General features: G+C 65.5%; 15 protein-coding genes and 1 pseudogene. All 16 read right to left on the reverse strand.

The window, feature by feature from the left end:
• A pseudogene (locus AX681_RS00105) lies at positions 1-1,025 on the reverse strand (heme lyase CcmF/NrfE family subunit); the annotation flags it as partial.
• A complete protein-coding gene (gene ccmE, locus AX681_RS00110) occupies positions 1,022-1,456 on the reverse strand; it encodes a cytochrome c maturation protein CcmE (RefSeq protein WP_066681496.1) in 435 nt (144 codons plus the stop codon). The pseudogene AX681_RS00105 and the gene ccmE, both read right to left, overlap by 4 nt.
• Positions 1,453-1,584 carry a heme exporter protein CcmD gene (gene ccmD, locus AX681_RS21210; RefSeq protein WP_082737982.1) on the reverse strand — a complete coding sequence of 44 codons (132 nt, stop codon included), beginning with the start codon at positions 1,582-1,584 and terminating at the stop codon, positions 1,453-1,455. The genes ccmE and ccmD overlap by 4 nt, the downstream gene beginning before the upstream one ends.
• Positions 1,581-2,297: a heme ABC transporter permease CcmC gene (gene ccmC / locus AX681_RS00115; protein ID WP_197421949.1), complete on the reverse strand. Its 717-nt coding sequence runs from the start codon at positions 2,295-2,297 to the stop codon at positions 1,581-1,583. Before ccmC ends, ccmD begins: the two co-directional genes overlap by 4 nt.
• A gap of 68 nt (positions 2,298-2,365) precedes the next feature.
• Complete coding sequence (locus tag AX681_RS00120) at positions 2,366-2,692, reverse strand: PilZ domain-containing protein (RefSeq protein ID WP_066660930.1); 327 nt, start codon at positions 2,690-2,692, stop codon at positions 2,366-2,368.
• 123 nt (positions 2,693-2,815) lie between these two features.
• Positions 2,816-3,046, reverse strand: a complete 231-nt coding sequence (rpmE, locus tag AX681_RS00125) for a 50S ribosomal protein L31 (RefSeq protein WP_066660932.1) — start codon at positions 3,044-3,046, stop codon at positions 2,816-2,818.
• A gap of 246 nt (positions 3,047-3,292) precedes the next feature.
• Entirely contained in the window at positions 3,293-3,772 is a 480-nt protein-coding gene (fabZ, locus tag AX681_RS00130; protein WP_066660239.1) for a 3-hydroxyacyl-ACP dehydratase FabZ, read from the reverse strand.
• Positions 3,769-4,392, reverse strand: coding sequence for an OmpH family outer membrane protein (locus AX681_RS00135; RefSeq protein WP_066660236.1), 624 nt, complete (start codon positions 4,390-4,392; stop codon positions 3,769-3,771). Before AX681_RS00135 ends, fabZ begins: the two co-directional genes overlap by 4 nt.
• Positions 4,392-7,151, reverse strand: a complete 2,760-nt coding sequence (gene bamA, locus AX681_RS00140; protein ID WP_066660234.1) for an outer membrane protein assembly factor BamA — start codon at positions 7,149-7,151, stop codon at positions 4,392-4,394. Before bamA ends, AX681_RS00135 begins: the two co-directional genes overlap by 1 nt.
• Before the next feature lie 71 nt (positions 7,152-7,222).
• On the reverse strand, positions 7,223-8,359 hold the full coding sequence (locus tag AX681_RS00145; protein WP_066660232.1) for a M50 family metallopeptidase: 1,137 nt from the start codon (positions 8,357-8,359) through the stop codon (positions 7,223-7,225).
• Positions 8,356-9,513, reverse strand: a complete 1,158-nt coding sequence (locus AX681_RS00150; protein WP_066660230.1) for a 1-deoxy-D-xylulose-5-phosphate reductoisomerase — start codon at positions 9,511-9,513, stop codon at positions 8,356-8,358. The genes AX681_RS00145 and AX681_RS00150 overlap by 4 nt, the downstream gene beginning before the upstream one ends.
• A complete protein-coding gene (locus AX681_RS00155) occupies positions 9,513-10,295 on the reverse strand; it encodes a phosphatidate cytidylyltransferase (RefSeq protein WP_066660229.1) in 783 nt (260 codons plus the stop codon). Before AX681_RS00155 ends, AX681_RS00150 begins: the two co-directional genes overlap by 1 nt.
• On the reverse strand, positions 10,292-10,960 hold the full coding sequence (gene uppS, locus AX681_RS00160; RefSeq protein WP_066660245.1) for a polyprenyl diphosphate synthase: 669 nt from the start codon (positions 10,958-10,960) through the stop codon (positions 10,292-10,294). The genes AX681_RS00155 and uppS overlap by 4 nt, the downstream gene beginning before the upstream one ends.
• 139 nt (positions 10,961-11,099) lie before the next feature.
• Positions 11,100-11,657 carry a ribosome recycling factor gene (gene frr, locus AX681_RS00165; protein WP_066660228.1) on the reverse strand — a complete coding sequence of 186 codons (558 nt, stop codon included), beginning with the start codon at positions 11,655-11,657 and terminating at the stop codon, positions 11,100-11,102.
• Positions 11,658-11,686: 29 nt separating this feature from the next.
• A complete protein-coding gene (pyrH, locus tag AX681_RS00170) occupies positions 11,687-12,418 on the reverse strand; it encodes a UMP kinase (protein WP_066660227.1) in 732 nt (243 codons plus the stop codon).
• Between the two features lie 165 nt (positions 12,419-12,583).
• Entirely contained in the window at positions 12,584-14,002 is a 1,419-nt protein-coding gene (locus tag AX681_RS00175; RefSeq protein WP_066660219.1) for a hypothetical protein, read from the reverse strand.
• Positions 14,003-14,043: the final 41 nt, after the last annotated feature.

Consider the following 14,043-nt stretch of genomic DNA (forward strand, 5'->3'; position numbering starts at 1 on the left):
CCCGCACAGTCCCCGCCCGCAGCGCGAACAGCAAGAGCGCCCCCGCCGATATAGAGCGCGAGCAGCACGAGGATGAACGATCCGCGCGTCGGATCGACCGCGAACGCGTGCACGCTGGTCAGAATGCCCGAGCGGACCAGGAACGTGCCCAGCATCGACATCGAGAATGCGACCACCGCCAGCATCAGCGTCCAGGCGCGCAAGCCGTCGCGCGCTGCCAGCACATTGACCGAATGGAGCAAAGCCGTCGCGGCGAGCCACGGCATCAGCGAGGCATTCTCGACCGGATCCCAGAACCACCAGCCGCCCCAGCCCAGTTCATAATAGGCCCAATAGCTGCCTGCGGTGATACCGATCGTTAGGAACACCCATGCCGCGAGCACCCAAGGCCGCATCGCGCGCGCAAAGGCCGGACCGACCACGCCGGTCACCATCGCGCCGACCGCAAAGGAAAAGGCGACCGACAGCCCGACATAGCCGAAATAGAGCGTGGGCGGGTGGAAAGCGAGACCGGGATCCTGCAGCAACGGGTTGAGCCCCAGCCCGTCCACCGCCGCCGGATCGAGCCGCGCAAACGGGTTCGAAGCGATCAGCAGAAATGCATAGAAGCCGAGCGCGATCGCCGCCTGCGCCCCCAATGTCGCGGTCAGCGTCGCACGGTCGAGCTGGCGCTCCAGCAGCGCAATCGCCCCGCCCGACAGCGCGAGCACCGTGACCCACAGCAGCATCGAGCCTTCATGGTTCCCCCATGTGCCGGCGATCTTGTACAGCATCGGCTTGGCCGAATGGCTGTTCTGCGCGACCAGCAACACCGACATGTCCGACCGGACGAAGAGGGTGATCAGCAGCGCGAACGACAAGGCGGCAAGCAGCCCCTGGACGATCGCCACCGGGCGCACTGCCGCGATCAGGTCGCCGCTCGACGCGCCCGCCTGCATCCGCAGCCCCAGCCCCGCCGCAAGCAGCTGGAGCAACGCCAATGCCGCCGCGAACCACAATGCCGCCAGACCGGCCTCGGCAATCATCGCGTCATGTTCCCCGGGGGCGGCATCTTGTCGGCAATCTCGGGCGGCATGTAGCGCTCGTCATGCTTGGCGAGCAGATTGTCGGCGGTGAAGCTGCCGTCCGGCTCGAACTTGCCTTCTGCGACCACGCCGGAATTTTCCTTGAACAGGTCCGGTGCCACGCCGGTGAAGCGCACTGGCACCGTCCCGCCACTGTCTGTGACGATGAAGGTGATGGTGACCCCGTCGGCCAGCTTCTTGATGCTGCCCGCCTGCACCATCCCGCCCAGCCGCACCGCGCGGCCCGGCTCGGGGTTCTTCGTCGCAAGGTCGCTGGGCGTATAGAAGAACGCCGCCTCGTCGCGCAGCGCCGACAACGCCAAGCCGCTTGCCCCGCCGATGGCCGCGAGCGCGAGCAGGCCGAGCATCAGCCGCTGGTGCTTCGCCTTCACCGCCGGTCCCTCAATGCGTCCGCAGCCGCCTCCGCCCGCCGCATCGCGCGCCAGCTCAGCAGCGACAGCCCGCCAATCCCTGCAAGGACGGCCGCATAGGCGGCGACGATGAATGGCCAGTGGTTCATGCTGCTAGTCTCCGCATCCGCGCCTCGACCCGCTGCTCCGCCAGAACGGCGCGCATCCGCATCAGCACGATCCCGCCAAACAGCAGCGAAAAGCCGGGCAACGTCAGCAACAGCGGCCACAGCATCGAATCATCGATGGTCGACTTGGTGAGCGTCAGGCTCTGCCCCTGATGCAGCGTGTTCCACCACACCACCGAATAGCGGATGATCGGTAGCAACACCGTCCCCGCGATCCCGAACAGCGCCGGAATGCGCCCGTCCCCGCCCCGCTCGCGATCCGCGCGCTCCAGCGCGATCCACGCGATATAGATGAAGAACAGCAGCAGCATTGATGTCAGCCGCCCGTCCCATTGCCACCAGGTGCCCCAGGTCGGCCGACCCCAGATCGATCCGGTGATCAGGCACAGCGCCGCAAACACCGCCCCCACCGGCGCCGTCGCCCGCGCGGCAAGCGCCGCCAGCGGGTGTCGCCACACGAGATAGGCAAAGCACGCGACCGCGAGCGCGCTCCACCCGCCCATACCCAGCCACGCGCTCGGCACGTGGATGTACAGGATGCGGACGCTTTCCTTCTGGAGATAGTCCGGCGGGGTCTGCGTGAGGCCGCCCCAGGCGCCGACAAGCGTCAGCAGCAGCCCGCTCCAGAACAGGATGGGCGTCAGCGGGCGCGCGATCTTGAGGAAGCGCGTGGGGTTGGCGAGTGCGTGGATCACGGCGTTTCGCCGCTCTTAAGCGGATTCGCCGACAAGTCCAAATGCGATGTGCGGGCCGGGCCGCAGGATCAGGCGATCAGCGCCTCGAACTCGTCCTCGCTCAGCGGGATCTGGAACTCGAGGCCCGCCTCGAAATCGTTCGACCACACGACGCGCGCCGCCCAATGGCCGACTTGCGGCAGCGTCAGCCAGATTACCGAATCGCGGCGCAGCTCCGAATAGGTCTCGATCTTCGCACCATGGGTGGACAGATCGACCACCTTGCACAGCGCGCGATCCAGTCCGCCGCGCCCGACCTTGGCGTCGAGCGACACGGGCGCTCGCGGTGCGCGGCGGCGGCCCAGCACTGCCGGTTCGAACTCTGCGGTAAAACTACGCTTGCCGGTGAAAACCATAGGCGCAACCTAGTCCACGATGGCTAAAGCCCCGTTAACGGCTTGCCGGAACGCAAACGGCCCGCCCCGGGGTACCGGGACGGGCCGTGTATCGGGTTCAGCCGGGCGAGACGCCCGCGCCGCTCACTTCTTGGAGAGCGAGAGACCACCAAAACGCTTGTTGAAGCGCGCGACCTGACCGCCGCTGTCGAGCATCTGGCCGCGACCGCCGGTCCATGCCGGGTGCGCCAGCGGATCGATTTCCAGCTGCATCAGATCGCCTTCCTTGCCCCAGGTCGAACGCGTCTCATAGACGGTGCCGTCGGTCATCTGGACCTTGATCATGTGGTAATCGGGGTGCGTATCGGGCTTCACGTGTCTGTTCCTTGAGTTTGCGCGCCGGTTTCCGACCGGCAACAAGAAGGCGCGGCCCCTAACAGAGGAACCGCTCTACTGCAAGCGTCACCCTCACCCTTCCCACCGCCTTCGGCGGCGGGATGATCGGGTCGGCCATGCCCCGCATGGTCTGGACAGCGCGGGGCGCTGTCCACCCGATCATTCCCTCTCCCATCCGGAGAGGGAGGGAGGCGCGAAGCGCCGGAAGGGTGAGGGTGACCGCTGCTATGTACTCGGCGGATCGGCGATCATCGCGGTAAACTCGCACTCGGTCGCGAGGTCATCCCCCAAGTACGCCTTGCCCGCAAATTTGCAGATGCGCGCACGCTTCTGGACAAACTCGACCTCCAGCCGCAGCAGCACGCCCGGCTCGACCGGCTTGCGGAACTTCACACCGTCGATCGACATGAAATAGACGAGCTTGCCGCTGCCGGCGAGGCCGAGGCTCTCGACCGCCAGCACACCCGCCGCCTGCGCCAGTGCCTCCACCTGGAGGACACCGGGCATGATCGGCCTTCCCGGGAAATGCCCCTGGAAGAACTCTTCGTTGATCGACACCGCCTTGATCGCGACGATCCGTTCGTCGGGGATCAGCTGCTCGACCCGGTCGACCAGCAGCATCGGATACCGATGCGGCAGTGCCGCCATCACCCGCGTCACATCGAGCGGGCCAATGGCGGCCTTTCCTTCGGCGGCTTCGCTCACCGGCCGGTGGGTGCCGGCTGGGTCGGCTGCGCTGCGGGTGCCTGCTGCTGCTGCGGCGGCGGCGGAGCGACGGTCTGCACGCTCGGCAGCTGCTGGTTGAGTGCCGCGAGCACCGCATCGGTGATGTCGATGTTGGTCGCCGAATACAGCGTCGCGTTCTTGGCCAGCGCGATATGCGCACCGCGCTGCTGCGAAATCTGCTCGATCACCGGCATCATCCGCTGCTCAACCTGCTGGTTCACATATTGCACGTTGCGCTGGAAGGTCTGCTGGCGCTCGGCAAACTGCTGCTGCGCGGTCTGCTGGCGCTGCTGGAACGCCTGGATGCGCGCGGTGAGCGCGGCGTCCGGCTTGCCATTGGCAGCCTTCAGCGCAGCCTGAAGCGCGGCTTCCTCTGTCTGGAGCGGGGCGCCTTGCTGCTGGGCGAACTGCACCAGCTGCGTGCGCTGTGCCTGCAGCTGCTGCGCCGCGGCGGTGCATGCGGTGCAGCTGGTCATCACGCGGTCCGTATCCACAATCGCGACCTTGGTGTCGATCAGCGCCTGCGCGGCAGCCGCTCCGGCGCCAAAGGTGGCACCCGCGACCGCAATCGCGGCGAAAAGGGTTTTGGTGTTACGCATCAGAAGGCAGTCCCTACGTTGAATGTGAAGAGCTTGGTGTCGTCACCCTTCTGGGTGAGGAAGGCATGGGCGAGGTCGAGCCGGAGCGGACCGAATGGCGAATTCCAGTTCACGCCGATACCGACCGACAGACGCGGCTTGGGCGAATTGCCGAGGAAGTTCTCGATGAACGGATCGGTCGTGATGTTGTAAACCGAGTTGACCGAGGTGCCCGAGCAGGATCCGCCAAGCGTGGAGGAATAACCGATCGAACAGGTCGTCAGCTGACCCGGCGCGACCGAATCGGTGAGCGGCACGGCGAACAGCGCGCGCCCTTCAGAATCGAACTGCGGCGTCTGGATCGGCAGCAGCGACGGCGATCCGTCGGCGTTGAACAGCAGATTGCCCGACCCGTCCCGGGCCTGGGTGAAGCTCGCGGTCTTGTTCGGTTCGCGCACGCCCCAGTTCGCACCGGCCATGAAGAAGATCGACGGACGGATGCCCATCTCACGCGCACCGGCACCCAGCGGAATCTCCAGCTCGAGCTTGCCGAGATAATAGGCGCGGCCACCGATCGCGTCGTCGAAAATCTGTTCGTCGTTCGTGATCAGCGCCTGATTCCCGCCAGCCACGCTGCCGGTATAGCTGACGCGCTGGATACGCGGGCCGACGCCGCGGATGTCGAACCCGCGGAACTGCGGCTCGCCCAGGAAGAAGCGGTCGGTGATGCGGACCGGATCGACGCCAGGTGCGGCATCTTCCAGGCTGTGAATATAGCCGCCCTCAAGCCCGGCCGAGAAGATGAACCCGCTGCCAATATTCCAGTATTTGTCGCCATCGAAGCGACCGCGCAGATACTTCACATCGCCGCCCAGACCGGCAAAGTCAGTGCCCAGCACCAGCCGCTGGCCGCGCGTCGGACGCAGACGGCTGTTCAGGCTGTCATAGATCAGCGACAGGCCGAGCGACGAGGTCCAGCGCTTGCCCAGCGCCTCGCACAGATAGCGGCCGGCCTTGAGCGGATCGCACGCACCGTTGGTGAAGAAGGTATTCTCGTCCAGCGTCACCGAATCATGCGTCAGCGAATAACGGCCCGACAGGGTCCAATATTCGGTCAACGGCACGCCCAGCACGATCTGACCACCGGTCGACACCTGCTGATAAGTCGTGCGGCGGTCGGTGCCGAGATAGTTGAACGAATTATAGTCGCGGCGGAAGATCGTGCCGCCCAGCGCGACATTCTGATCGAACAGATAGGGCTCGGTAAAGCCCACCTCGACTGACTTCGAATAGCTGGAATAATCGGCCGACAGGCGCAGATCCTGCCCCTTGCCACGGAAGTTGCGCTGACGGACCGAGCCCTGGAAGATGAAGCGCTCAAGGCTGGAGAAGCCCGCCGACAGCGTCAGCTCGCCGGTCGACTTCTCCTCGACATTGGCGGTCAGGATGACGCGGTCGGGTGCCGAGCCTTCCTTCTGCTCAATCTCGAACTTTTCGTTGAAATAGCCGAGCGAGTTGATGCGGTCCTGCGACCGCTTGACCAGGAAGGTGTTGAACGCGTCACCCTCGGCCAGACGCATTTCGCGGCGGATCACCTTGTCCTGCGTCTGGGTGTTGCCGGTGATGTCGATCCGCTCGACATAGGTGCGGCGCGCTTCGGCGATGTTGAAGTTGATCGTCATCGTCAACTTCTCGCGGTCGCGATTGAAGTCGGGGCTGACGTTGGCAAAGGCGTAGCCGAACGCGCCCGCCGTCTCCGACAGCTGATCGATCGTGTCCTCGACCAGCTTGGCGTTGTACCAGTCACCTTCCTTCATCGCGAGGCCCTTGGCGAGCTGCGCATCGTCGAAGTCGCGAATGTTGCTGTCGACCGTGACCTTGCCGAATTTGTAGCGCGGTCCTTCCTCGATCACATAGGTGATGATGAAGTCGCGCTTGTCCGGAGTCAGCTCCGCCACCGCCGAAACAACGCGGAAATCGGCATAGCCCTGCGTCAGGTAGAATTGGCGCAGCTTCTGCTGGTCATAAGCCAGGCGGTCCTGATCATAGCTCGTGTTCGAGCTCATGATGCTGGTCAGGCGCGCCTGCTTGGTCGCCATCTCGCCGCGCAGCTTGCCGTCGCTGAACTGCTCGTTGCCGATGATGTTGATCTGGCGGACCTTGGACTTGGGCCCTTCGCGCACCTCGAACACGATATCGACGCGATTCTGGTCGAGGCTGACCATCTTCGGCTCGACCGTCGCGGCGAAGCGGCCCTGACGGCGATACAGCTCGATGATCCGCGCCACGTCCGCGCGCACCGCGGTGCGGGTGAACATCTGGCGCGGGGCGAGCTTGATTTCCTTGACGATCTTGTCGTCCTTCAGGCGCTTGTTGCCCTCCAGGATGACGCGGTTGATCACCGGGTTCTCACGCACCCGCAGCACGATATCGCCCGATTCGACACCCTCGATCGTCACGTCGGCGAGCAGCTCGCTCGCCAGCACGTCGCGGATCGCCTGGTCGAGGCTCTCGGTGGTGTAGCTCTGGCCGACCCGCAGCCGGGTGTAGGACAGCACCGTCTCCGGCTCCAGCCGCTGCGTGCCCTCGACCCGCAGCGAGCGGATCGTGCGCGTCTCCGCCGCGACCGTCGGAGCGGGCTGCTGCGCGGCAGGCGCGGGCGCGGGTGCCGGGGCCTGCTGGGCCTGAGCGGCGGTGGCGAGCGCGAACCAGGTCGTGCCCGTCAACAGGACCGCGGAGGCGCGCACGCCGAATTTCGTAACCTTGAGTGCCGTCACCATCCCACCCCAGTCGGATCCAAGAGATATTGGTCGGAAGCCTGCGTCCATATGCACGCCCTGCCCCAACCGGTTCAGCCGATCAACCCGGCCAGGCTTTTCCACACGCCAAATGCGCCCAGATCGTTGAATGTCACCAGCAGCATCAATGCCAGTATCGCCATCATTCCGCCGCGAAACGCCCATTCCATCACCTCAGGCTCGACGGGTTTCCGGCGCACCGCTTCGACGGCATAGAACAGAAGATGGCCGCCATCCAGCACCGGGACTGGCAACAGGTTGATGAATCCGAGATTAATCGAGATGAGCGCGGCCATGATGATGAACTGCTCGAAGCCGAGCGAGAGCATCTCGCCGGAAACCTTGGCGATTCGCAGCGGGCCGCCCAGCTCGCTGACCGGCACCCGGCCCATGATCAGCTGACCCAGGCCATCGATCATCGTCCCGACCAGAGACACGGTGCGGTTGAACCCGACGATCGGCGCCTGCCACAGCGAAACCGGCGTCCGCACGATCTCGTCGCTCGGCGCGATGCCCAGAATGCCGCGGCTCGTTTCGTTGCCGAAGCGGTCCTTTTCTACGCGCCGGCCGATCACCGCCTCTGTGCTCGCCGGCTGCCCGTCGCGGATGTAGTCGATCTGCACCTTCATCCCCGCGCGCAGCGAGGTGAAGCGCATCATGTCCTCGAAGGTTTCGACCTGACGCCCGCCAATTGCGACGAAGCGGTCGCCCGGCTTGAGGCCCGCTGCCGCAGCCGGGGTCCCCGGCTGGATCGGCCCGGCCACGGCGGGCATCTTCGCCTCGCCATAGGCAAGGGCGAACGCGCCGAGAATCGCGATCGCGACCAGAAAATTGGTGATCGGCCCCGCCGCGACCACGATGGCGCGCTGCCACAGGGGCTTGGCCTGGAAGGTCTGCACACGCTCCGCCGCCGGCAGCGCCAGCCATTCAGGGCTCGGCTGACCTGCCGGGTTCATGTCGCCGGCAAACTTGACGTATCCGCCGAGCGGCAGCCACCCGAACTTCCACCGCGTCCCGCGCTTGTCAGTGAAGCCCGCGACCTCCTGCCCGAAACCGATCGAGAACGCCTCGGCCTTGATCCCGAAATAGCGACCGGCCGCGTAATGACCCAGTTCGTGCACGAACACGAGCGGCCCGATGATCAGGATGAAGGCGATCAGGTAGAGGAAGAAGCCGGGATTTTCGGTCAAGCGACGCTGTCCTTCACACGCTCACCCGCCAACATCCGCGCCTCCGCGTCGATCGCCAAAACCTGATCGAGCGTGTCCGGCGCGGCCGGGTCGTAGCGGTTGAGGGTATCTGCAACGATTGCGGCAATTTCAAGAAAGCCGATCTGCCCCTTCAGGAACGCCGCGACCGCGACTTCGTTCGCGGCGTTGAGGATCGCCGGAAGCCCTCCGCCCGCCGCCAGTGCTTCACGCGCGAGCTTGAGGCATGGGAAGCGCTCATAATCCGGTGCCTCGAAATCGAGCCGCCCGATGGTGGCCAGATCAAGGCGCTGGCACGGAGTTTCCATCCGCCGCGGCCATGCCAGCGCATGTGCGATCGGCACGCGCATGTCGGGCGAGCCGAGCTGCGCGAGCACCGACCCGTCGACATATTCGACCATCGAATGGATCACCGACTGGCGGTGGACGATCACGTCGAGCTGCTCAACCGACACCGGGAACAGGTGGAACGCCTCGATCAGCTCCAGCCCCTTGTTCATCATCGTCGCCGAATCGACGCTGATCTTGGCCCCCATCGACCAATTGGGGTGCGCCACCGCCTGCGCGGGGGTGATTGCGCGCATTTCGTCCAGCGTCCGCTCGCGGAACGGTCCACCGCTCGCGGTCAGGATGATGCGTGCGATGCGATCGGTGTTCTGCGTCTCAAGGCACTGGAATACGGCATTATGTTCCGAATCGACCGGCAGCAGCGTCGCGCCGGTCGCGGCGGCGGCCTGCATCATCACGTCGCCGGCGGAGACCAGCGATTCCTTGTTGGCCAGCGCGACCGCCTGCCCGCCCTCCAGCGCGGCCAGCACCGACTTCAGCCCCGCCGTCCCGACAATCGCCGCCATCGTCCAGTCTGCGCCCATCCGCGCAGCGTCGCATACCGCGTCGGCACCGGACGCGACCGCAATGCCCGTCCCCGCCAGCGCATCGGCCAACGCCTGATGACAGGTCGGATCGGCGACCACCGCCAGCTTCGCCGACACGCGCTTCGCCGCCGCCGCCAGCTTGGCGACATCGCAATTGGCGGTCAGCGCGACGACTTCAAACGCTGCGGGGTCGCGCTCGATCAGGTCGAGCGTCGACGTGCCCACCGATCCGGTCGCACCCAATATCGTTACGCGTTTCATCAATATCCCTGAATCACGACCAGCAGCGCGGCGACCGGCGCAACCGGCACCAGTCCGTCGAGGCGGTCGAGCACCCCGCCATGGCCTGGCAAGACCGTCCCCGAATCCTTCACCCCCGCGCGCCGCTTGAGGTGACTTTCATACAAATCTCCCGCCTGTGCCAGCACCGCGAGCAGCGGGGTCGCCAGCGCCAGCATCAGCGGCAGGCCCCAATGCGTCAGCAGCAGCGCAAAGCCGGTCGCCGCGATCACCCCGCCGATCAGCCCGGCCCAGGTCTTGTTCGGGCTCACCGCCGGCATCAGCTTGGGCCCTCCGATCGCGCGCCCCGCGAAATACGCCCCGATGTCGCACGCCCACACCAATGCCATGGCCCAGAAGGCCAGCAACCGCCCGCCCTCATGCTCGCGCAGATACAGCAAAGCGAGCACCGGCAGCCCGATATAGATCGCCCCCGCGCCCAGCGCGCCGCTGCGCGTTACGATGGCGAGAAAGAAAAACGCCGCAAAGATCAGCCCCAGCGCCAGAAAGCCCGGGCCGGCGGCCAGCGGCGACAGCATCGCCAGCGGCACCATCAGCGCATATTGCGCCAGCTTGCGCTGCCCGGCATCCGCGCCATGCAGCCCGCCCCATTCATGGATCATCGCCAGCGCGCCGAGCGTCACCAGCAGCCAGAAGGCAAATCCCCCGAACCACAAGGCCGCCGCCGCGATGACCACCAGGGCAGCACCCACTGCGGCCCGCGTGCCCAGATCGGCATTCTTGCGAGGGGGGACGTCGGTCACAGACCGCCGAACCGGCGATGCCGCCGCCCGAACTGCGCAATCGCATCGGCCAGGGCTTCACCGTCGAAATCCGGCCACAGCGTGTCGACGAACAGCAATTCCGCGTACGCCGCCTGCCACAGCAGGAAATTGGACAGCCTTTGCTCCCCCGATGTGCGGATCAGCAGGTCGAGCGGCGGCAGGCCATGCGTGGTCAGCGCGTCGCTGAACATCGCCTCGTCGATCGCCTCGGGAGCAACCTCGCCCGCCTTGGCCGCGCTCGCCAATCGCCGCGCGGCCGCCACGATCTCGGCCTGCGCGCCATAGTTGAGCGCGATCACCAGCGTCGCACCGGTGTTGACCGCCGTCTTCGCGATCGCATCGTCGATCATCGCCACCAGATCGTCCGACAGCGCACGATAATCGCCGATCACGCGCAGCCGCACATTCTCGGCGACCAGATCCCTCAGCTCATTCTTGAGGAAATGGCGCAGCAACCCCATCAGGTCGCGCACCTCCTCTTCCGGCCGCCGCCAATTCTCGGAGGAGAAGGCATAGAGGGTGAGCACCTCGACCCCCTGCTCGCGCGCCGCCTTCGACACGCGGCGCACGGCCTCGACGCCCTGCTTGTGCCCGGCAAGGCGCGGCAACCGCCGGGCCTTCGCCCAGCGGCCATTGCCGTCCATGATGATGGCGACATGGCGGGGGATCGTTGCCTCGTCACCCGGATACGCAAGGAGGGGTTCGGTCACATCGATCGTCCCGATGGAGCGACCGGCCGGTCATGCCCCCGGCATGACCTGAGCCGCAGTTGCGGCTCGCCGGTCACTTCCCCAGAATTTCCTTTTCCTTCGCCGTCGCCGCAGCGTCGATCTCCGCGATCGTCGCGTCGGTCAGCTTCTGGACGTCGGCTTCATGGCGCTTGCGGTCATCCTCGCCGAATTCGCCCTTCTTCTCGTCGGTCTTCAGGCTGTCCATGCCGTCGCGACGCACATTGCGCACCGCGACGCGCGCGGCTTCGGCATATTTGCTCGCCAGCTTGGCCAGTTCCTTGCGCCGCTCTTCGGTCAGATCGGGGATCGGCAGCCGCAGATTCTGTCCGTCGACGATCGGGTTGAGGCCCAAGCCAGCCGATCGGATCGCCTTGTCGACCGGGCCGACATTCGACTTGTCCCACACTTGCACGCTCAGCATGCGCGGCTCGGGCGCCGACACGGTGGCCACCTGGTTGAGCGGCATGTGCGATCCATAGACCTCGACCGTCACCGGATCGAGCAGCGTCGTGCTCGCGCGCCCGGTGCGCAGACCCGCCAGGTCATGCTTCAGCGCGTCGATCGCGCCGTTCATCCGGCGCTCCAGATCGGCCTTGTTATATGCGGCCATAGCTCAGGTTCCTCTTATTCTGTCTTAACTTACGCGGAAACAGGGTCGTTGCGGACGATGGTCGAGGTGCCCTCGCCGCGCAAGACTGCTTCCAGATTGCCCTCATCGCGGATGTTGAACACCACGATCGGAATGTCGTTGTCCCGGCACAGCGCGACTGCGGTCGCGTCCATGACCTTCAGATTGTCGACCAGCACCCGGTCAAAGCTCAATTCGTCATAGCGCGTCGCGCTCGCCACCTTCTTGGGGTCGGCATTGTACACGCCATCGACGCTGGTGCCCTTGAACAGCGCGTCGCAATTCATCTCTGCCGCACGCAACGCGGCGGTGGTGTCGGTGGTGAAGAACGGCAGGCCCGTGCCGGCGGCAAAGATCACCACGCGGCCCTTCTCCATATGCCGCATCGCCTTGCGCCGGATATAGGGCTCGCTGACCGACGCCATCGGGATCGCCGACTGGACACGCGTATCGACGCCCAGCCGCTCGAGCGTGTTCTGCATCGCCAGCGCGTTCATCACGGTGGCGAGCATGCCCATATAATCGGCGCTGGCCCGCTCGAATCCCTGCGCCGCGCCAGCCAGGCCACGGAAGATGTTGCCGCCGCCGACGACCATGCAGATTTCATAGCCCGCCTCGGTCGCCGCCTTCACCTCGCGCGCGACGCGCTCACAGGTGGCGGGATCGATCCCGAACTGCCCCTGCCCCATCAGCACTTCGCCGGAGAGTTTGAGGAGGATGCGTTTGAAGCGTGGCGCGGTCATCTGGCCCTAATGTCTGTCAGCGGTTGGGAGCGGCGCGGACCCTAGAGGAGCCATCACGGGAAGCCAAGCGCAGAAGGCATATCGACCGCCGCTGTTTGGCGCATCGCGGGCACGGAAAAAGCGCCCGCAGCGGAACTGCGGGCGCTTTCGCCAGATGGTCGTCGGTTAGTTCGCCGGGCGGGATGCCAGCAGCTCGGCGAGTTCACGCTCGGCCGTGATCGCTTCGATGCTGCGCTTGGTCGCGGCGAGTTGCGCGTCGCGCATCAGCGTCGCCCCGGCCAGCCCCTTGTCGACCACGCCAGCAATCTGCGCGCCGCCAGAGCCCGACCCATATTCGAGCGCGATCGGCGCGCCCGTCGCATCGAGCTTCACCGCAGCCTCACGCGTTCCGAAGAGACCGCCCGCGCCAATGCTGAAGCCGAACAGCCCGGACAGCTGCGGGAGGCTGAAGCTTGCCGACTTGGTCATATTCCGCTTCGGCCTTTCCTCAGGCGCACAGCTGGTCCCTTGCGCGGGCGCGCGGCATGGCTTGACCGCGAGGACTACCGGGACCAGCCTGCGATAGAAAATGAAGCGCTCAGCACGCCTTTGATCGGGTCGGGGCTGTCCGGCCAGCGCATGATACATGGGCCCATCGACCGAGAGCGTCCCGACAAAACCATGCCTGCCAGGAAGCTCGTCGAAATGGCGTGCGACATCAGCCGCCGTCGCCTTGACATATCTGACGCCGTCGTTGTCGAGCCGCTCGATCCACTCACCATAATCGACTGCGGGGATGGTCGCGCTGAGCACCGGAAGGGACTTGTCTGCGCTCTGCGCGAAACTGGCACGCTCGGGATCGAATTCGATGCCTTTTCCAGCTTTCAGCGTCAGACTTCCCATCAGATCAGCCTCCTCGCCGCGACGAAGCTGCAGCAACGTCGCATCGGCGGCGCTGGCCTTGCCATCGACGATCCGCGCTTCCAGCCGCGCGATGTCTGCTTGCACATCGTCAAGGCGGCTTAGGGAATCGAGAACCGATTGCTTGCAGCGGATCGGGGCTGGCTGTGGCCGTGGCTGAGCCTTTGTGCCTCCTTCGTCCCGGCGATAGATTTTAATGCCCGGCAGCCCCTCGCCTACCCCTGCAAACGCGCCTGTCAAAGCAGCCGGTGCCGCAGCGGCACCCCAGCTCGCCACCGTCGCTGCGACGGTGATGAGCGAACCGATCATTTCGCCGCCCCGCCCCTCGCTGGAGACGTTCAGTGCTTCAAGCGTGCCGTCAGGTCGCAGTGCTAGCTTGGTCGATCGCTTGGACAGAAAGCCTGCCCGCGCATCGACAGTAAACCTCGCCTCGGGATCGGCATAAATCTGGGCGCCAGGGAGGATCGAGGTGTTGATTTTCAGCCCGATCACCTTGGTCGGGTCCTTCGGGTCCGGCACCGGGCAGGCAGCGATCCGCTGGGTGACCACGGCGGCCACATTTGCGCGCGGCAGAAAATAGGTGAACTGCCGGTTCTTCGGATCAGGCTTAACCGCCTGTGCCGCGCCGGGCGTCGGGGTCAGTGCGATCAGTGCCGTCGTGGCCAACATCAAACGAGCGATCATCGGTCCCTCCCTGTTTCGCTTCAGCTAACAGCGATTGGACC

Origin of the sequence: Sphingomonas sp. CCH9-E2, assembly GCF_001557215.1 — a bacterium.
Taxonomy (GTDB): Bacteria; Pseudomonadota; Alphaproteobacteria; order Sphingomonadales; family Sphingomonadaceae; genus Sphingomonas.